The organism is Streptomyces sp. NPDC058751 (assembly GCF_042746485.1).
Taxonomy (GTDB): Bacteria; Actinomycetota; Actinomycetes; order Streptomycetales; family Streptomycetaceae; genus Streptomyces.
Window position 1 is genome coordinate 1 of sequence record NZ_JBHYPZ010000045.1, and the last position, 18,601, is coordinate 18,601.

18 protein-coding genes are annotated in these 18,601 nt (G+C 71.6%); 12 read left to right on the forward strand and 6 right to left on the reverse strand.

Annotated features, from left to right (window positions below):
• Window positions 1-128: 128 nt before the first annotated feature.
• Both ACFW6B_RS32565 and ACFW6B_RS32570 read right to left on the reverse strand, forming a co-directional pair.
• Entirely contained in the window at window positions 129-731 is a 603-nt protein-coding gene (locus tag ACFW6B_RS32565) for a hypothetical protein (RefSeq protein WP_386601768.1), read from the reverse strand.
• 218 nt (window positions 732-949) lie between these two features.
• The gene (locus ACFW6B_RS32570) at window positions 950-1,675 is read right to left on the reverse strand and encodes a siderophore-interacting protein (protein WP_386601771.1); all 726 of its coding nucleotides are present in this window, start codon (window positions 1,673-1,675) and stop codon (window positions 950-952) included.
• Window positions 1,676-1,810: 135 nt separating this feature from the next.
• On the opposite strand from ACFW6B_RS32570, the gene ACFW6B_RS32575 reads away from it, so the two are divergent.
• Complete coding sequence (locus ACFW6B_RS32575; RefSeq protein WP_386601774.1) at window positions 1,811-2,482, forward strand: GNAT family N-acetyltransferase; 672 nt, start codon at window positions 1,811-1,813, stop codon at window positions 2,480-2,482.
• Between the two features lie 216 nt (window positions 2,483-2,698).
• Window positions 2,699-3,433 carry a calcium-binding protein gene (locus ACFW6B_RS32580; RefSeq protein WP_386601776.1) on the forward strand — a complete coding sequence of 245 codons (735 nt, stop codon included), beginning with the start codon at window positions 2,699-2,701 and terminating at the stop codon, window positions 3,431-3,433.
• 98 nt (window positions 3,434-3,531) lie between these two features.
• Here the strand turns inward: ACFW6B_RS32580 and ACFW6B_RS32585 are convergent, their stop codons facing one another.
• Both ACFW6B_RS32585 and ACFW6B_RS32590 read right to left on the reverse strand, forming a co-directional pair.
• Window positions 3,532-4,848 carry a cytochrome P450 gene (locus ACFW6B_RS32585; RefSeq protein ID WP_386601778.1) on the reverse strand — a complete coding sequence of 439 codons (1,317 nt, stop codon included), beginning with the start codon at window positions 4,846-4,848 and terminating at the stop codon, window positions 3,532-3,534.
• A gap of 30 nt (window positions 4,849-4,878) precedes the next feature.
• Window positions 4,879-6,234: a glutamine synthetase family protein gene (locus ACFW6B_RS32590; RefSeq protein WP_386601780.1), complete on the reverse strand. Its 1,356-nt coding sequence runs from the start codon at window positions 6,232-6,234 to the stop codon at window positions 4,879-4,881.
• A gap of 423 nt (window positions 6,235-6,657) precedes the next feature.
• On the opposite strand from ACFW6B_RS32590, the gene ACFW6B_RS32595 reads away from it, so the two are divergent.
• The 8 genes from ACFW6B_RS32595 (at window position 6,658) to ACFW6B_RS32630 (ending at window position 14,629) form a co-directional block, all read left to right on the forward strand.
• Window positions 6,658-6,846: a ferredoxin gene (locus ACFW6B_RS32595; protein ID WP_037622194.1), complete on the forward strand. Its 189-nt coding sequence runs from the start codon at window positions 6,658-6,660 to the stop codon at window positions 6,844-6,846.
• Window positions 6,847-6,851: 5 nt separating this feature from the next.
• On the forward strand, window positions 6,852-8,060 hold the full coding sequence (locus ACFW6B_RS32600) for an NAD(P)/FAD-dependent oxidoreductase (RefSeq protein ID WP_386601782.1): 1,209 nt from the start codon (window positions 6,852-6,854) through the stop codon (window positions 8,058-8,060).
• A 22-nt stretch (window positions 8,061-8,082) separates the two neighbouring features.
• Complete coding sequence (locus ACFW6B_RS32605; protein WP_386601784.1) at window positions 8,083-8,889, forward strand: acetoacetate decarboxylase family protein; 807 nt, start codon at window positions 8,083-8,085, stop codon at window positions 8,887-8,889.
• Between the two features lie 34 nt (window positions 8,890-8,923).
• Window positions 8,924-10,387 carry an aldehyde dehydrogenase gene (locus tag ACFW6B_RS32610; protein WP_386601786.1) on the forward strand — a complete coding sequence of 488 codons (1,464 nt, stop codon included), beginning with the start codon at window positions 8,924-8,926 and terminating at the stop codon, window positions 10,385-10,387.
• Entirely contained in the window at window positions 10,380-11,315 is a 936-nt protein-coding gene (locus tag ACFW6B_RS32615; protein ID WP_386601788.1) for a 3,4-dihydroxyphenylacetate 2,3-dioxygenase, read from the forward strand. Before ACFW6B_RS32610 ends, ACFW6B_RS32615 begins: the two co-directional genes overlap by 8 nt.
• 9 nt (window positions 11,316-11,324) lie before the next feature.
• Window positions 11,325-12,170 carry a fumarylacetoacetate hydrolase family protein gene (locus ACFW6B_RS32620; protein WP_386601790.1) on the forward strand — a complete coding sequence of 282 codons (846 nt, stop codon included), beginning with the start codon at window positions 11,325-11,327 and terminating at the stop codon, window positions 12,168-12,170.
• Window positions 12,171-12,354: 184 nt separating this feature from the next.
• A complete protein-coding gene (locus ACFW6B_RS32625; RefSeq protein WP_386601792.1) occupies window positions 12,355-12,999 on the forward strand; it encodes a TetR/AcrR family transcriptional regulator in 645 nt (214 codons plus the stop codon).
• Window positions 13,000-13,168: 169 nt separating this feature from the next.
• On the forward strand, window positions 13,169-14,629 hold the full coding sequence (locus ACFW6B_RS32630; protein ID WP_386601794.1) for an APC family permease: 1,461 nt from the start codon (window positions 13,169-13,171) through the stop codon (window positions 14,627-14,629).
• A gap of 137 nt (window positions 14,630-14,766) precedes the next feature.
• On the opposite strand, the gene ACFW6B_RS32635 is transcribed toward ACFW6B_RS32630, so the two are convergent.
• Window positions 14,767-15,477 carry a type 1 glutamine amidotransferase gene (locus ACFW6B_RS32635; protein WP_386601796.1) on the reverse strand — a complete coding sequence of 237 codons (711 nt, stop codon included), beginning with the start codon at window positions 15,475-15,477 and terminating at the stop codon, window positions 14,767-14,769.
• A 140-nt stretch (window positions 15,478-15,617) separates the two neighbouring features.
• Here ACFW6B_RS32635 and ACFW6B_RS32640 point away from each other — a divergent pair, with 140 nt between their 5' ends.
• A complete protein-coding gene (locus ACFW6B_RS32640) occupies window positions 15,618-17,108 on the forward strand; it encodes an aldehyde dehydrogenase (RefSeq protein WP_386601798.1) in 1,491 nt (496 codons plus the stop codon).
• Entirely contained in the window at window positions 17,105-17,815 is a 711-nt protein-coding gene (locus ACFW6B_RS32645; RefSeq protein WP_386601800.1) for a gamma-glutamyl-gamma-aminobutyrate hydrolase family protein, read from the forward strand. The genes ACFW6B_RS32640 and ACFW6B_RS32645 overlap by 4 nt, the downstream gene beginning before the upstream one ends.
• Window positions 17,816-17,971: 156 nt before the next feature.
• Here ACFW6B_RS32645 and ACFW6B_RS32650 read toward each other — a convergent pair whose 3' ends face one another.
• Window positions 17,972-18,544, reverse strand: coding sequence for a MarR family winged helix-turn-helix transcriptional regulator (locus ACFW6B_RS32650; protein WP_386601802.1), 573 nt, complete (start codon window positions 18,542-18,544; stop codon window positions 17,972-17,974).
• Window positions 18,545-18,601: the final 57 nt, after the last annotated feature.

Genomic DNA, 18,601 nt, shown 5'->3' on the forward strand with positions numbered 1-18,601 from the left:
AGGCGCAGCGACTCGCGGCCCTGGTCGTCGAGGGACTTCAGGAGCTCGGCGTCGGGGGGGGGGCGGCCCCCGGGGGGGCCCCCCGCGCGGGCCCCCGGCCGCGCACGGCCACGGCGCGGACCGTTGCCTCAGATGCCGCGCGCGCCGGCCAGGATCGCGGCCTGTTCCATCATGCGGGTCGGCTCGCGGCCGTTGCCCCAGGCGTCGTTGAAGGACGGTACGGACTCCACCTGCGGGCCGAACCGTCTGCGGATCGCCTCCAGCAGTACCGTCATGGCCCGTGCCTCGAGGGTTCGGTCGCCGCCCGACTCCTTGCGGATCGCGCCCTGTGAGCACAGGGAGCCGTATTCGTCCGTCAGCGTTCCCGAGCACCAGCCGTCCGTCCGCAGCCGCAGCGACGCCCGGTGCAGGAGTGCCGCGACGGGTGTGGCGTCTGGGTCGGGGCCCGGGGGAGTGGTGGGGGGCAGCACGGCGGGAGCCGGTGGAGCGCCGATCCGGGTCCAGTCGACCGGAGGCGTCTCGATGTGCGCCGTGTTGACCTCGTAGGCGACGGCCGCCAGTGCGAGACGGGCGTCCATCTCCTCTTTGACCGCGGCCAGACGGGCTTCCAGACCGTCGCCGGGAGGTACGGGAGATCCGGCAGGCCGCTCGGGCTTCACGGCCGTGGGCGGGGCGGCGGCTGCGGATGCGGCTCGGCGGGCGGCGACGGCGTACGGCGTGAGGGACTGCATGGTGGATGGGTTCCTGGCGCGCCCCGCTTTCAGCGCCGCCAAACGGGCGGTACCGGGAGCGGGGCGGCAGGGACCGCGATGCGGGCGCGCGGGCCGGCCGCGGCACGGTCAGGTGCCGGACGGGCCGGCCGCGGCACGGTCGGTCGGGGCCGGGCGCCCCGGGACGGCGCGCCCGGCTGTCGCCCCCGGTCCCCTTCCGCCCGGTCACGCGCGTGTGCTCAGGTCGCCCGCCAGTACCCGAGCGCGTTGACCCGCTGCTTGGGCACCGACAGCTCCTTGCGGACGTGCGCCGACAGCGCGCGCGTGGTCGCCGTGTCGCACGCGATCCACACATAGGGGTGCGGGCTGTCCTTCAGTACCTCGGGCAACGCCGCCTTCACCTCGTCGACCAGATGGCGTCCGGCGTCCCGGCGCGCCACCTGCCGTACGTCGTGGTGCGCGGCGGCCCGGCAGGGCAGGCCCTCCAGGCTGCCCTCGAACCAGATCGTCGCGGGAACCGGGCCGAGTGCCGTGAGCAGGGAGTTCAGGGCGGGCAGGGAAGCCGGGTCGGCCACGGCGACGACGTGCGAGGGCGCGGGGCCGGGGTGCTCGAAGCCCGTCCCCTGGATCGTCGCCTCGATGGTGTCCCCGGGCTCCGCCGCCCTGGCCCAGTCGCTCGCGCGTCCTTCGTGCAGGGCGAACTCCAGGCTGAAGGTGCCGGCCGCCGGATCCGGGTCGACCAGGGTGTACGCCCGCTGGTGGGGCTTGCCCGCGTTGTCGAACCACAGCCGCACCCACATCGTGGGGTGGACGCCGGTCACCGCCAGCATGCCCCCGTCGGTGAAGTGGAGCCGGCGGTACTCCGCGGTGACGTCCTCCGAACCCGTCACGGTGAACACGTAGTCCTTCGCGCGCAGCAGTCTGAGAACCGCGCCCTCCCAACCCCGCCCCTGCGCCTGCCCCATCGTTTCCTCGCCTTTCGGTACGACTGCACCCGAGTGATCAATTAGGTGAGCCTAACCTAATATGACCGGGTGGTGCACAGGGTGCTCACAGGAAACCGCCGGGCGCACCCGTGGCCGGCCGAACGAGGGAGACCGATGTCCGACACGTACGCCACGCGCGCGGCCCTGCACGAGCAGTTCGTCGACGGCTACGGCACCGTCCGCGTCCTGCCCGTGGACGCGGGGCTCGACGGTCCGGTGGTCCACGGCTGGGTGAACGCGGACCGGGCCGCCTTCTGGGGCATGAGACAGCTGACGGAGAGTCAGGTCATCGAGATATACGCCCACATGGAGACGCTCGACACCCATCACGCCTACCTCCTCGTGAAGGACGGTGAGCCGGTCGCGCTGCTCCAGACGTACGAGCCGGCGGCCGACCGGGTCGGCGAGTGCTACCCGGTCGAACCCGGTGACATCGGCGTCCACCTGCTGCTCGCGCCGGCCGGACCCGGCGGCGGGCGTCCCGGCTGGACCACGGCGCTGCTGAGCGCGGTGGCGTCGTACGTCCTGCTGGGCCTCGAGCGCGACCGCGTCGTGGTCGACCCCGACGTGCGCAACGAGAGGGCCATCGCCCGCTTCCGCCGTCAGGGTTTCACCCCGGGCCCGGTGGTCGTCCTGCCGGAGGTCGACCTGCCGGACGTGTACCTCCCCGAGAAGCGGGCCCAACTCGCCTTCCTGGCCCGGGAGACGGTCTTCCCCGGGGGGACCCCGGACCACCGGGCCGACCGACCGGCGGCGACCTCGCTCCAGGCCGGCCAGGTCCTTTGAGCTGCGCATTTTCATAATCGTCACAAGATCGTCACGAATGCCGCACGGCACGGTTTCCTTCTGCGAGACTCACAGCTCACCAACATGGCTCGCGGCGCGAATCCCCTGCCCGGCACCGGAATCGACTGCCGAGGGGGCCTCGTCGTCGCGGTCGCCTGCGAGGACGAGGTCGCGACGCCCCTGGCGCGCGTGACCTGAATGAAGGAGAAACACCACATGGGCAAGCGCGTAGCGCTGTCTGTCGCCGCCGCGTTCGGGGTCGTCGGCCTCGTGGCGCCGACGGCTCACGCCGACGGCGGCTGGGGCGACACCGAGATTCTCGGTGTGACCGTCAACCACGGCTCGGACGTCGTCATCGGCACCACGGCCGCGAAGACCTTCGACGTGACGATCTACGCCTACGACGACTCGGGCCTGCTGTCGGCGGACACCTCCCTGGAGGGCCCCGGCTTCGGGTATGCCACCGACGAGACGATCTGCGAGACCGACAGCGAGTGCACGCACTCGTTCATCGTCGACCCCCGGGTCGATCTCGACAATGACCAGGCGGGCACCTGGTACGTGGGCTCCTGGGTGGACGCCCTCGACGACGACTACCGCTGGGACGAGCGCATCGACAGCTTCCGGCTCAAGCGCGCGAGCACGCTGACGGTCAACGCGTCGCCGGAGCCGGTGAGCAAGGGCAGGACCATCACCGTCACGGGCACGCTCAAGCGCGCGAACTGGGACGACTACCAGTACCACGGCTACACCGGCCAGTCGGTCAAGCTCCAGTTCCGCAAGGCGGGCTCCAGCACCTACACCACGGTCAAGACGGTGAACACCAGCAGCACCGGCACCCTGAAGACCACGGTCACCGCGTCCACCGACGGCTACTGGCGCTGGAACTTCGCCGGCACCACGACGACCGGCGCCAAGACGGCCACGGGTGACTACGTCGACGTGAAGTAGGACCAATACGGGCCGCTCGTACGGCTGTCCCCCCGTCCGGCGGGGCGGGGGGACAGCCGTTTCGCGCGTCGCGGAACGTGCTCCGCGGGGCATCCTCGTCAGGCGAGCGTGACCTCGACCGGGAGCTTCTTGATGCCGTTGACGAAGTTGGACAGGACGCGGGGCGCGTCGCCGGCCAGTCTGATGTCGGCGATCCTCGGGATCAGCTCCTCGAACATGATGCGGATCTCGGTGCGGGCGAGCAGGTTGCCCAGGCACAGGTGAGGGCTGCCCTTGCCGAAGGTCATGTGGTCGTTGTTGGTGCGCGTGACGTCGAAGTCGTACGGGTTGCCGAAGACCTCCTCGTCACGGTTGCCGGAGGCGAACCACATGACCACCTTGTCGCCCTCCTTGACCTGCTTGCCGCCGAGTTCGACGTCGCGGGTGGCGGTGCGGCGGAAGTGGTAGACGGGGGAGGCCCAGCGCAGGAACTCCTCGACCGCGCCCGGGATCAGGGACGGGTCGTCCTTGAGGCGGGTGAGCTGCTCGGGGTGCTGGAGGAGCGCCAGCATCGAGTGCGAGATGGTGTGGCGGGTGGTCTCGTTGCCGGCGACGACCAGGAGCAGGAAGTAGTTGTCGAAGTCCTGCTCGGACATCGGGATCCCGTCGCGCGGAACGGTGTTGACCAGTTTGGAGACCAGGTCCGTACCGTTGCCGCCGCGGCGCTGCCTGGCCAGTTCGCGCCCGTACTCGAAGACTTCGAGGGAGGCGGGCGAACGGAACGGCAGGTCGCGGTACTTGTCGCTCTCCGCGCTGTGCAGCAGCACGTCCGCGTAGTCCGGGTCGGTGTTGCCGATGATGCGGTTGCCCCAGTCGATGAGCTGCTGGTTGTCCTCCGGCGGCACGTCGAGCAGGCGGGCGAGCACGTTGATGGGGAAGTCGGCGGAGACGTCGGAGACGAAGTCGAAGGTGCCCTTGGCCAGGGCCGCGTCCAGGGTCTGCGCCGTCAGACCGCGCAGGAAGTCGCCGTAGCTGTTGATGACGCTCGCGCCGAACTGGCGCTGGATGACGCTGCGCATCGCGCGGTGGCGGACGCCGTCGAGCTCCAGGATGGACGCCCGCTTCTTGATCTGGTCGTCGTCGAGCTCTTCGAGGTTGACGAACCTCGAGGAGGTGAACGTCTCGGCGTCGCGGTCGACGGTGGCGATGTCCGCGTGCCGGGTGACCGCCCAGAAACCGGAGTTGGGGGCCTCCTCGGGCTGCCAGTGCACCGGGTCCTCGTGGCGCAGGGTGTGGAACATGCGCCAGGGCTTGATGCCGTCGGCGAAGTTGTCGAGGTTCGCGAGGTCGACCTCTTCGAGCGGCAGCGGCTCGGCGAGGGCCGCGCGCAGTTCGGCCTGGGTGGTGGGCGTGGCGGGAACGGTGGGGCTGGTCATGGTGGTTCTCCTGGGCCGGGCTTCGAGGGTTTACAGGTGGTAGGCGTACTCGGTGAACTCCCAGTCGGTGACGTGCCGCCCGAAGCGCTCGACCTCGTCCCGCTTGTAGGTGAGGAAGGACGAGGTGAAGTCCTTGCCGAGGATGTCGGTCAGGGCGGTGTCCGCCTCCAGCGCGTCCAGCGCGGCGGCCAGGCTCGTGGGCAGCAGGGCGGAGCGCGCGGTGTCGTAGCCGTAGCCCTCCAGGGGGGCCTCCGGCTCCTCGCCCGCCTGGACGCCGAGGAGGGCCGCGGCGATGGTCCCGGCGATCAGCAGGTAGGGGTTGGCGCTGGCGTCGCCGAGCCGCAGTTCCAGACGGGCGCCCGAGCCGCGCTCCGGCGGGATGCGCACCATGGCGCTGCGGTTGTCGAGCCCCCAGTCGATCAGCCAGGGCGCGAGCGTGTCGGGCCCGAAGCGCTTGTACGAGTTCACGGTCGGGTTGGCGAGCGCGGCGAGCGCGGGGGCGTGGGCGAGGATGCCCGCGATGGCGTGGCGGGCCGTGGCCGACAGGCCGTACGCGCCCGACGGGTCGTCGAAGGCGTTGCGGCCCTCGGCGTCGTCGCAGGACAGGTGGAGGTGGAAGCCGGAGCCGCCGGCGTCGCCGAAGGGCTTGGCCATGAAGGTGGCGAGGTTGCCCTCCAGGCGGGCGAGCTCCTTGACGGCGGCCTTGAAACGGAAGGCGCGGTCGGCCGCGTCCAGGGCCGAGGAGTGGGTCAGGTTGATCTCGTACTGGCCGCCGTCGAACTCGTGGTTGCCGGTGACGACGCCGAGACCCAGGTCGCGCAGCCGGCGCAGGGTGCGCAGCAGGTGGTTGCCCGGGTCGGCGCGCAGGCCGGCGGTGTAGACGGATCCGGTGGTCTCCGGGGCGCGGCGCCAGCCGGTGGGGGCGTCGGGTGCGGGCTCCAGCAGGAAGTACTCCAGCTCGGGGCCGACGACGGGGCGCAGGCCCTGTTCGGCGCACCGGGCGAGGACGGTCCGCAGCAGGTCGCGCGGTGATTCCGGGGCGGGGGCCGAGGTCGCCGGGTCGGTGACCTCGCCGAGGCAGGTCGCGACCCCGGGTTCCCACGGCAGTACGGCCGCGGTGGACAGGTCGGGGCGTACGGTCACGTCGGGCAGTCCGGCGTCCAGGCCGCCCGCGACGGGGACCACGTCTCCCTGCGGGGTGGTGTGGTAGACGGCGCGGCAGAAGGCCAGTCCGTGCTCGCAGGCCGAGGGCAGGTGGTCGAGCAGGACGTCACGGGCGCGGTCGGTGCCGATCAGGTCGGGATAGACGACCCTGACCACGTCGACGCCCTCGGCGGCGAGCCGCTCCACGTGCCGGCGGATGTCTGGGGTGTCGGATGCGCTCACCGTTGTCTCCTTGGCGGAAAGGTGGGATGTCCCCGGGGGCTGGGGCGCCGGGGACGCGTGGTGTGCAGAGAACGGGAGCCGGGGTGCGGGGGAGGCGGGGGCGCCGTCCGGAACGGTCCGGCGGCCCCGCGGCCGGATCCGGAACGTTCCGGGCGACACCCGCCGGGTCGAACCCCGAGTCGGTCGTTTGAGTCCGAACGGTATGAGGAGGGTCGGGGTCCCGCAAGGGGTTCGGCGGTAAGAATTTATCCACCTGGACAGGTATTGACCAGGGTCGAACGGCTTCCTATGTTGTTTGAAGCCAAACGAGTCAGGGGTGCGGTTCCGCATCCCTTTGGCCGAGGGGCCCGGTCCGACACAGGTCGGGCCCCTCTCTTTCCCCTTCTCCCTGCTCAGGCGCCCGTATCCCCAGGAGGACCGGCCATGAAGGTCGTCGTCGACATGATCAAGTGCCAGGACCACGGCCAGTGCGTCTTCGCCGCCCCCGACGTCTTCTCCATGGACGACGCAGGCCACCTCGCCTACGTCTCCGACGTGGACGAGGCGCTGCGCGACGAGGTCGAGGAAGCGGCCGACGTGTGCCCGCTCCAGGCCATCCGGATCGAGGGCTGAGGGCCATGACCGGACGCGTGGTCGTCGCGGGCGCCTCGATGGGCGGCCTGCGCGCCGCCGAACAACTGCGCGCGGCCGGCTGGACCGGCACCGTCACGGTCGTCGGTGACGAGCCGCACATGCCGTACAACCGGCCCCCGCTCTCCAAGGAGGTCCTCGCCGGCAAGGCGTCGTTCGAGTCCCTCCTCTTCACCCCGAAGGCCGCCGCGGCCGACGTGGAGTGGCGGCTCGGGACACCGGTCGCCTCCGCACGCCTGGACGAGCGGGTCGTCGAACTCGCCGACGGCGAGCGGATCCCGTACGACGGACTGGTCGTCGCCACCGGAATGCGGCCGAGGCGGCTGCGCTGCCCGGGTCCGCTCGCCGGGCGGCACACGGTCCGCACCCTCGCCGACGCCCAGACCCTGCGCGACGCGCTGATCCGGCCCGGAGCGCGTGTGGTCGTCGTCGGCGCCGGATTCATCGGCTGCGAGGTCGCCGCCACCGCGGTCGGACTCGGAGCGGGGGAGGTCACGGTCGTCGACCCGCTCCCGCTGCCCATGGCGGGACCGCTCGGGGACCTGCTCGGCGGCGCGCTGCTCAAGCGGCACGAGGAGCGCGGAGTGCGCTTCGCGCTCGGCACGGGCGTCGCCTCCTTCGAGGGCGACCAGCGGGTCACCGGAGTCGTCCTCGGCGACGGAACGGTCCTCCCGGCCGACGTGGTCGTCGAGTCGGTCGGCTCGGTCGCCAACACCGAATGGCTGGACGGCAACGGCCTCGACCTGTCCGACGGAGTCCTCACCGACGAGCACCTGCGGGTCGGCGGACGCCCCGAGGTCGTCGCGGTCGGCGACGTCGCCCGCTTCCCCAACGCCCGCTACGACGGCGTACCCCGCCGCGTCGAGCACTGGTCCATCCCCACCGACACCGCCAAGCACGCCGCCAAGGTCCTCGCCGCCCATCTCGCCGGCACCGAAGCCGAGCTGGCCCCGTTCTCCCCGCTGCCCACCTTCTGGAGCGACCAGCACGAGTTCAGGCTCCAGTCCTTCGGCTCGCCGCTCCTCGGCAAGGACGACGTACGGATCCTGGACGGCGACCCGGACGGCGACGTCGTGGTCGGCTACCACACCGGCGGCCGGCTGATAGGCGTCGTGGCCCTCGGCGGCCAGTCCGCCGCGATGCGCGCGGCACGCTACCGCGCCGAACTGCTGAAGCAGCCCGCCCCCACCGCGTAACGAAGCGTAAGGAATCCCCGCTATGTCCCCTGTCCGTGGCTACTTCCACCCCAAGACGGCGACCGGTTCCTCGTCGCTGATCCCGTCGCCGCCGTGGCGCTACTCCGGCGACCTGCTCACCGTCGAGTACCGCACGGACCCCGCCCGCGTACGCGAACTCCTCCCCGAACCGCTGGAGCCGGCCGACGAGGACCCGGGCGCGGTCGCGCTGATCTGGGCCGACTGGCAGTCCTGCTCCACCTCCGCCGAGGAACTGCTCGACCCGGTGCGCGCCCAGTACAAGGAGGCATTCGCGGTCGTCCGCTGCCAGTACCGGGGACAGACCTACAGCCGCTGCGTCTACATCTGGGTCGACAAGGACTTCGCCATCGCCCGCGGACTCCACCAGGGTTACCCGAAGAAGCTCGGCTCGATCCACCAGACCCGCCCGCACCCCTACGGCCCGGCCCCGCGCATCGAGGCCGGCGCCCGCTTCGGCGCCACCCTCGCCGCCGCCGACCGGCGCCTGGCCGAGGCCGTGGTCACCCTGCGGGAGCCGTCCGAGACCAACGGCTTCGTCAACGGCCACCCCATGGCCCACCACCGCTGGCTGCCCTCCGTCGAGAAGGGCAAGGGTCTCGCGCTCGACGAACTGATCGAGACCGGCGCGGCCTCCTTCGAAGCCGGACAGGCCTGGGTCGGCGACGCGGACCTGACCCTGTTCGAGGCGCCCACCGAGGAACTGGCCCGCCTGGAGATCCGCGAGCCGATCGCCGCCTACTACCGCCAGGTCGGCGTCGTCTGGGACGGCGGACGCCTCCTGGAGTCCGGAACCTCCGGCGCCGAGTGACCCCCTCACCCACCACAGGACTTGGAGTCCGGACATGACCGAGCACACCCTCACGGTGGCCGGGGTCGCCGTCGACACCCGGCACTGGATCGGCGGCGAACGCGTCGCCTCCGCCGAGACGTTCACCGACGTCTCACCGATCGACGGAAGCGTCCTCGGCGAGATCTCCCGGGGCACCGAGGCGGAGGCCGCCGCGGCCGTGGCCGCCGCGAAGGCCGCCTTCCCCGCCTGGGCCGCGACCCCGCGGGCCGAACGCGCCCGCGTCCTCCACGCGATCGCCGACGGCGTGGAGAAGCGGATCGAGGACCTGGCGATCGTCGAGACCACCGACAACGGCGCCCTCCTGCGCTCGCACCGCCGGGGCGTGATGCCGCGCGTCGCCCACAACTTCCGCTTCTTCGCCGACTGGCTCCTGAACCTGGAACACGGCGACTTCGAGACCCGCGGCCACACCAACCACGTCAGCTGGGACCCGGCGGGCCCCTCGGTGCTCATCACCCCCTGGAACGCCCCGCTGATGCTGTCGACCTGGAAGGTCGCCCCGGCCCTCGCGGCCGGCAACACGGTCGTCCTCAAGCCCGCCGAGTGGACCCCGCTGACCGCGTCCCTGCTCGCGGACATCGCCGCCGAGGCAGGACTGCCCGCCGGCGTCCTCAACATCGTCCAGGGCTACGGCTCCGAGATCGGCGACGCCCTCACCTCGCACCCCGACGTGCGCCGCATCAGCTTCACCGGCTCCGTGCCGACGGCCAAGCGGATCACCGCGTCGGCGGCCGCGAACCTCACCCCGCTCAGCCTCGAACTCGGCGGCAAGTCACCCCTGTTGGTCTTCGCCGACGCCGACCTCGACCTCGCCGTCGACCTCGCCGTCGAGCAGTACGACAACGCCGGCCAGGTCTGCCTCGCCGCCACCCGCATCCTGGTCGAGGAGTCCGTCGCCGAGGAGTTCACCCGCCGGTTCACGGAGAAGGCCGCGACGATCGTGCAGGGCGACCCGCGCGACGAGGCCACCGACATCGGCCCGAACATCCACGAGCGCCAGCTGGAGAAGATCGACGGCTTCGTGCGGCGCGCCCTCGACGCGGGCGCCCGCGCGGTCGTCGGCGGCCGGCGAGGAGAGGGCCAGTACTACGCGCCGACCCTGCTCACCGACGTCGCCCAGGACTCGGAGATCGTCCAGGAGGAGGTCTTCGGCCCCGTCCTGACCCTCCAGACCTTCACCACAGAGGAGGAGGCGGTCCACCTCGCCAACGACACCCGCTTCGGGCTCGCCGCCACCCTCGCCACCGGGGACCGGGACCGCGCCGCGCGCGTCACCGAGCGGCTCGTCGCGGGCACGGTCTGGGTCAACTGCTTCTTCGTGCGCGACCTCCAGGCACCCTTCGGCGGCTCCCGGCACTCCGGCGTCGGCCGCGAGGGCGGCACCTGGAGCTTCGACTTCTACTGCGACCTGAAGAACACCGTGACCGCGCCGAAGGGATGGAAGGACCATGGGTGAGATCGTCGGGGCGGGGCTGCTCGCCCACGTCCCCACCATCGTGCTCCCCGAGGAGATCCGGCTGGAGCTGAACGAGGGCAAGGAGATCACCCTCGTCACCGGCCTGGAACAGCTCCGCGAGGAGGTCTTCGAGCGCGACGACTACGACACCGTCGTGGTCCTCGACTCGCACTGGGCGACCACCGTCGAGTTCGTCGCCACCGCGCAGGACCGCAGGGCCGGCCTGTTCACCTCCGAGGAACTGCCGCGCGGCATGAGCCGGATGCCGTACGACTATCCGGGAGACCCCGAACTCGCGCACAACATCGCGAAGTTCGCCGACAAGCACGGCACCTGGATCACCGCGATCGACGACGCCTACCTGCCGGTCTACTACGCCACCATCAACCTCTGGAAGTTCCTCGGCGAGGGGCTGCCCGACAAGCGGTGGGTGACCATCGGGGTGTGCCAGACCGGCGACATGGAGGACCACCTCCGTCTCGGCCGGGCCCTCGCCGACGGCATCGCCGCCACCCCCGGCCGCCGGGTGCTCCTCATCGCCTCCGGCGCCCTCTCGCACACCTTCTGGCCGCTGCGCGAACTGCGCGACCACGAGTCCAGCGACCCGGCGCACATCTTCACTCCCGAGGCGCGCGACGCCGACGAGGAGCGCATCGCCTGGTTCAAGGAGGGCCGTCACGACAAGGTCCTCGACACCATGGACGAGTTCTGGAAGTACAAGCCCGAGGCGAAGTTCTTCCACTACCTGATGATGGCCGGCGCCCTCGGCGAAGGGGCCTGCGTCGCGAAGGCCCGCCAGTACGGCGAGTACGAGAACTCGATCGGCACCGGCCAGGTCCACCTCTGGTTCGACCGCCCGGCCGACGGCTGGACCGGCGCGGGTACCCCCGCGGCCGCCGCACCCCACAACCCGCACCGACGTTCCTAGGAAGCCGCCATGCCCGAATACCGCCGCATCCTCCTCGACGGCGCCGCCGTCCAGGTCACCGTCGACGGGGACGAACTCGTCGCCGGTGACGGCCGCCGCGTCAAGACCGAGGACGCGCAGCACCTGCCCCCGGTCGTGCCCTCCAAGGTGATCGCCGTCCACCTCAACCACCGGAGCCGCGTCGACGAGTTCGGGATCGAACTCCCGCCCACTCCCACGTACTTCCACAAGCCGACCTCGGCCCTCAACTCCCACAAGGGCGCGATCGTCCGTCCCGAGGGCTGCAAGTGGCTCAACTACGAGGGCGAGGTCGCCATCGTCATCGGGAGGACCGCGCGGAACATCTCCCCGGCCGAGGCGGGGGAGTACATCGCGGGCTACACCGTCGCCAACGACTACGGCCTGCACGACTTCCGGGACACCGACGCCGGCTCCATGCTCCGCGTCAAGGGCTCCGACACCCTCTGCCCGCTCGGCCCCGGCCTGGTCACCGACTGGGACTTCCGCGGCAAGAGCCTGCGCACCTATGTCAACGGCGAGGTGGTGCAGGACGGTTCGACCGACGAGATGCAGTGGGACATGCACTACCTCGTCGCCGACATCGCCCGCACCATCACCCTGTACCCCGGCGACGTCCTGCTGTCGGGCACCCCGGCCAACTCCCGTCCCGTACAGCCCGGTGACGTCGTCGAGGTCGAGGTCGAGGGCCTGGGACGGCTCACCAACCACATCGTGACCGGCCCGACCCCGATCCGCACCGACGTCGGAGCCCAGCCCACCGAGTCCGAAGAGGTCCTGTCCACCGCGCTCGGCGGCGACTGGGAGTTCCGCGGCGTCCGGCCGCCGCGGCGCTGATGCGGTCGGCACGAGCGCGCCGTACCGGGGGTCACGGAGAAGGACACCCGGTACGGCGCCCCGGCCCGTACCCGGCGCCCGCCCGCACGGGCCCGGGCGGGTCGACGGGCGGGGCCGCGGACCGGACCACGGCCCCGGTCGGGCCTGCGCCGCGGGCCGGAAACGGGCGAGTAGGGTCGGAGCCATGACCGAAACCGCCGAGACTCCTGAGAGCCGCAAGCCGCGCCGGCGCATGAACTACGGGGAGGGCCGCGAAGCCCTGCTCAACGCCGCCGTGCGCGTCGTGGCCCGGGGCGGACTGCGCCGGCTCACCTACCGCGCCGTGGCGGAGGAGGCGGGCACCACGCACGGGCTGGTCGTGCATCACTTCGGTTCCCGTGACGCGCTCATCGAGGAGGCGGTCGCGCACGCGATCCGCACCTCCCTGAACACCAGCGCCCTCGAACCGGGCACCGGCAGGGTCGAGGACTTCTCGGTGGGCGTCTCCGAGATGGTCACGGCCGATCCGGACATCCAGTCCTTCCAGTACGAGCTGCTGCTGGAGGCCAGGCGGCGCCCCGAACTGCTCCCGCACCTGCGCGCGTTGTACGACGAGTACTTCGACGCCACCGGACGGGAACTGTCCCGCATGATGCCCGACGGCGCCGGGCAGCCGCTCACCCGGCTCGTCTTCGCCGCCCTCGACGGTCTCGTGCTGCACCAGCTCGTCTTCGGCGGCCCCGAGATCACCGACAGCGCCGTCGAGGAACTGCGCTCGCTGCTCCGGCTGCGCCAGAGCGAGTGCGACACCGACACCGACACCGACACCGACGCCGAGAGCCGCGACTGACGGTCCGCACCCCGCGTTTCGAGGCCCTGGACGCCCGTCGTCCGGGGCCTGTCGCGTTCGGAGCAGGAAACCGGGCCCAGGCCCTTGTCAAACGGATAGTTCCAGCCCAGTATGAGGCAACTCGTTTGGCCTGAAACGAATTCCTCTTCCTCCCTGGCAGGTGATCCGAGTGGACAGTCAGACGGCGGTCGTGAACCAGACCGCGGCCGACGCCCCCACAGCAGGCAAGCTCAAGCCCAACTCGCTCGGCGTCTTGGGCATCCTCTTCTTCGTCCTCTCCGCCCAGGCGCCGCTGACCGGTGTCGCGGGAGCCGTGCCCATCGCCGTCGGCATCGGCAACGGCGCGGGAGCGCCCGCCGCATACGTGGTGGCGGGCCTGATCACGCTGCTCTTCTCGGTCGGCTTCGTGGCCATGGGCCGGCACGTCGTCGACGCCGGCGCCTTCTACACGTACATCGGCAAGGGCCTCGGCCGGACGGTCGGGACCGGCAGCGCGGGCGTCGCGCTGTTCGCCTACTGCGCGATCCAGGCCGCCATGTACGGCCTGTACGGGGCGACCGTCAATGGTCTGCTCGCGCACTACACCGGGGTCGACGTGCCCTGGTGGGCGTGTGCCCTGGTCACGATGGTGATCGTCCAGGTGCTCGGAAGCGCGGGCATCGAGATGGGCGCGAAGGTGCTGGCGGTCTTCGTCATGGCGGAGTTCAGCATCCTGACCGTCTTCGCGCTGGTCACCTTCTTCAAGGGCGGCGGCCCCGAGGGGCTGGCCTTCACGGAGTCCTTCTCGCCGAGCGCGGCCTTCGACGGCGCCCCGGGCGTGGCGCTGATGTTCGCCGTGGCGTCGATGATCGGCTTCGAGGCCACCGCGATCTACGGCGAGGAGGCGCGCGAGCCCCGCAGGACCGTCCCGCGGGCCACCTACGCGGCCGTCGCCTGCGTCACCGGTTTCTTCGGCTTCGCCTCCTGGATGCTGGTCTCCTCCTACGGCCCCTCGAAGGTGTCCGCGGCGGCCGGCAAGGCCCTGGAGAGCGGCGACTCGACGGGCTTCGTCTTCGCGCCCATCGCCGACCTGCTCGGCACCTGGGTCAACGACGTCCTGCCCGTCCTGCTGGTCACCTCGCTCTTCGCCGGCATCCTCGCCTTCCACAACTCCGCCAACCGCTACCTGTTCTCGCTCAGCCGCGACGGACTGCTGCCCAAGGCGCTGTCGTCGATCAACCACCGCCACTCGCCGAGCGTGGCCGGCCGGGTCCAGACGGCCGTCGCCGTCCTGCTGGTGGTCCCGTTCGCGCTGGCGGGCGAGGACCCGGTGGTGACCCTGTTCTCGTGGGGGAGCGGCGTCGCCGTCCTCGGCATCATGGCGCTGTACCTGATGACCTCGGTCTCCGTGGTGGTCTTCTTCCGCCGCGAACGCCTGGACACCCGGCCGTGGAACACCCTGATCGCCCCCTCCCTGGGAGCCGTCGGGGTGGCCGGGGCGATCTTCCTGATCGTCCAGAACTTCACCACGCTCATCGGGGGCGAGGGCGGCACCGCCCTCGTGCTCGAACTGATCGTCCCGGCCGTCCTCGTCCTGGGCGTCGTGGCGGCACGGCTCACCCGCGACAAGGCCGGCGCCGCCGGCGACTGACGCGCACCGGGCCGGTCGTCCGGCCCGGTCCGCCGTCCGGCCGGGTCCAGTGACCGGCCGGGTCCAGTGACCGGCCGGGTCCAGTGACCGGCCGGACGGGCCGGTCCACGATCCGGCCGGTCCGTCGGGCCGGCCGGTCAGCCTGTCCGGCCTTCCGTCAGGCCGAGGAAACCGTCCACCAGCCGGCGGGCGTTCGTCCGGGCCATGGACTCCATGGCCCGGCTCCGCGCCAGCAGCTCGCCGGGGTCCACGCCGTGGCGTACGCACTGCTCCGCCCCGCCCGCCTCGATCCAGCCGCGCACCATCGCGGTGGTGATCTCCGGGTGGAACTGCACGCCCAGGCCGTGTTCCGTCCGGAAGGCCTGGACGCACACCTCGTTGCGGGCCACCTCCTTCGCTCCCGGCGGCAGGACGCAGCGGTCGAAGTGCCACTGGAACCAGGGGCCCGGCCCCACCAGGGACGGGTCGTCCGTGGCGACCTCGACCCAGCCGATCTCCGGGCGCGGCGACGCCTCCACGCGGCCGCCGAGAGCGGTGGTCAGCGCCTGCGCGCCGAAACAGACCCCGAGCACCGGGACACCGAGGCGGTCGGCCTCGCGCAGGAGGGACAGCTCGCCGTCGATCCAGGAACCGACCGTCGTCCGGTCGTACACCGACCACGGGGCGCCGAGCGACACGATCAGGTCCCAGTCACCGGCCGCGGGGAAGTCGAACTCGACGTCCGGCGCGTGGTGGCGGTGCTCCGGTACGACCGTCAGGACGGTGAGGTCGTAACCACGCTCCTCGAGCCGGGCTCCGACGAGCCCCGGCTCCGTCACATGGTCGTGCTGGACCACGAGTGCGCGCACGGTGGCGCTCCCTTCCCCGCGGTGCCCGCGGGCCTGTCCCCGCGGTACCCGCGGGCCTGCCGGATCGATCGAAGGAGCCCTTGCCCCGGCTCCGCCGCCACTTTATCGTTTGGATTCAAATAACTTTCTGGAGGTCCCGCATGACGGACGTCACTTACGAGGAGTGGCTGCTCCGGGCCAAGTCCCTGGACCTTTCCGGCGCCCATCACATCGACGGCGCCGACGAGGGCGGCGCGGGAGCGGTCTTCGACGCCGTCTCACCCCGGGACGGCCGGGTGCTCACCCAGGTCGCCGACGCGGGCACCGCCGAGGTGGACGCGGCCGTCGCCGCCGCCCGCCGCGCCTTCGACACCGGCCCCTGGCCGCGCCTCGCGCCCGCCGAGCGCGGCGCGACGCTGCTGCGCATCGCCGACCTCCTCCAGGAGCGCCGCGCCGACCTCGCGCTCACCGTCAGCCTGGAGATGGGAAAGCCCGTCACCGACGCGTACGAGATCGAACTGCGCGCCCTCATCAACACCTTCCGCTGGTACGGGCAGCTCGCCGACAAGGTCACCGACGAGTCCCCGCACACCGCGGCGGACGCGCTCGCCCTGGTCACCCGGGAGCCGGCCGGCGTCGTCGGCGCCGTCGTGCCGTGGAACTTCCCCCTGACCCTCGCCGGCTGGAAGGTCGCCCCCGCGCTCGCCGCCGGCTGCACGGTCGTCCTCAAGCCCTCCGAGAACTCGCCCCTGTCCGCGCTCCTCCTGGGCAGGATCGCCACCGAGGCCGGACTGCCGCCGGGCGTCCTCAACGTCGTGGGAGGCACCGGACCGGTGGCCGGCCGGGCGATCGGCCTCCACCCGGACGTCGACGTCCTCGCCTTCACCGGCTCCACCGCCGTCGGCCGTCACTTCCTGCGCTACGCCGCCGACTCCAACCTCAAGCGCGTATGGCTCGAACTGGGCGGCAAGTCGCCGAACATCATCCTCCCCGACGCCCCCGACCTGGAGAAGGCGGCCGCCACCGCCGCCTGGGGCATCTTCTTCAACCAGGGCGAGATGTGCACGGCCCCCTCCCGGCTGCTCGTGCACGCCTCGATCGCCGAACAGGTCACCGAGTCCGTCGTACGACGCGCACGTGAACTGCGGATCGGCGACCCCCTCGACCCGTCCACCGAGATGGGCGCCCTGGTCGGCGAGGCGCACCTGGCGCGCGTACAGGACCACATCGCCACCGGCCTGGCCGACGGCGCCCGGCTGCGCACCGGCGGCTCCCGCACCCTCACCGACACCGGCGGCAGCTTCCTGGAACCGACCGTCTTCGACCGGGTGGACCCCGGCACGGGGCTCGCCCGGGAGGAGATCTTCGGTCCGGTCCTGTCGGTCCTCGCGTTCGACGACCTGGACGAGGCCGTACGGCTGGCCAACGACACCGAGTACGGCCTCGCCGCCGGACTGTGGACCTCTGACCTCTCCACCGCGCACCGGGTCTCCCGCGCCCTGAGGGCCGGCACGGTCTGGGTCAACTGCTACGAGGAGGGCGACCTGACCGTCCCCTTCGGAGGCATGAAGCAGTCGGGCAACGGCCGCGACAAGTCGGCCCACGCCCTGGAGAAGTACACCGAACTCAAGACCACCTGGATCCAGCTGTGACGCGCCCCCTGATCGCCGTCCCCGCCCGCTTCTCCGCGACGACCTCCGCCCTGCGGTACGCAGCCGAGGTCAACGCCCGCGCCCTGGTCGAGGCGGTGTGGCGGGCGGGCGGCGAACCGGCGACCATCCACCCGGCCGATCCGGCCGACACGGACGTGGCCGCGCGCCTCGCCCGCTTCGACGGGGTCCTGCTCCCCGGCGGCGGCGACCTCGCTCCCCACCGCTACGGGGCCGCCGACACCCACGACAGCGTCTACGACGTCGACGACCTCCAGGACGCCTTCGACCTCGAAGTCGCCCGCCGGGCACTGGAATCGGGCATCCCCCTGCTGGCCGTCTGCCGCGGTCTCCAGGCCGTCAACGTCGTCCTCGGCGGCACCCTGGAACAGGACATGGGCGGTCCCGACCGTGAACACCGGCACGTCGTGCACCCGGTGGCCGTCGAGCGCGGAACCCTGCTCGAACGGGCCACCGGAGCGCAGAAGGTGGAGGCGTCCTGCTACCACCACCAGCGCGTCGAACGCCTCGGCTCGGGTCTGACGGTCACCGCACGTGCCGCGGACGGCACCGTGGAGGGCCTTGAACTCCCGGACGCCGAGGGGTGGTTCACGGCGGTGCAGTGGCATCCGGAGGACACGGCCCATGAAGACCCGGCCCAGCAGGCCCTGTTCGACGCGCTGGTCCGCGCGGCGGGCGAGGGGCGCTGATTCGGCGAGGGACGCTGAGTCGGCTGAGTCGGCTGAGTCGGCTGAGTCGGCTGAGGGGTTGAGGGCTGCGGGGCGCGGGGTTGTCCCGGCCCTTCAGTGCCAAGTCCTCAGCCCTGAGTCCTCAGCCCTGAGTCCTCAGCCCTCAGTCCTCGGGCTTCAGCCCTTGGCCCGGCGGCCGCTGCGGCGGGGCGCCGGTTCGGCGCCGTCGAGGAGGGTGAGGCGGCGTTCCTCGCCCTCCTCCTCGACCTGGCGCACGATCTGCCGCAGTCCTTCGGCGACGGTGCGGCACTCCTCGTCGCTGAGCCGTGAGGCGACGAACGCCTCCTCCTGGTTGAACCGCGGGAACAGGCGCCGCATCAGTGCCTCGCCCTCGTCGGTGAGACCGAGCAGCTTCAGCCGGCCGTCGGAGGGATGGCCGGCCCGTGTCAGCAGCCCCCGTCCCTCCAGGGTCCGCGAGACGCCGGTGAGCGTGCCCTTGGAGATGCCGGCCTCCTCGGCGACGTGCCGGGTCTCCGACTCGCCCCAGACCCAGACCACCCAGAGCACGACGAAGGACGTCCAGGTCAGATCGGCGTCGCGCAGGACCGAGTTCTCCAGGTGCTGGCGGACCGCGGAGGCGGCGCGGTAGACGTTCGCGACCACCGCCATCTGCTCGTGGTGCACCTGGATGCCGCCCAGCTTCGCAGCCGCCAGCTTCTCCGCTTCGGTGATGGACCGATGGCCGGGCACAGGCACGCTCCCTTGATCGTTCGGACCCAAATTGTACTTCTCGGCGATGTAGAGAAA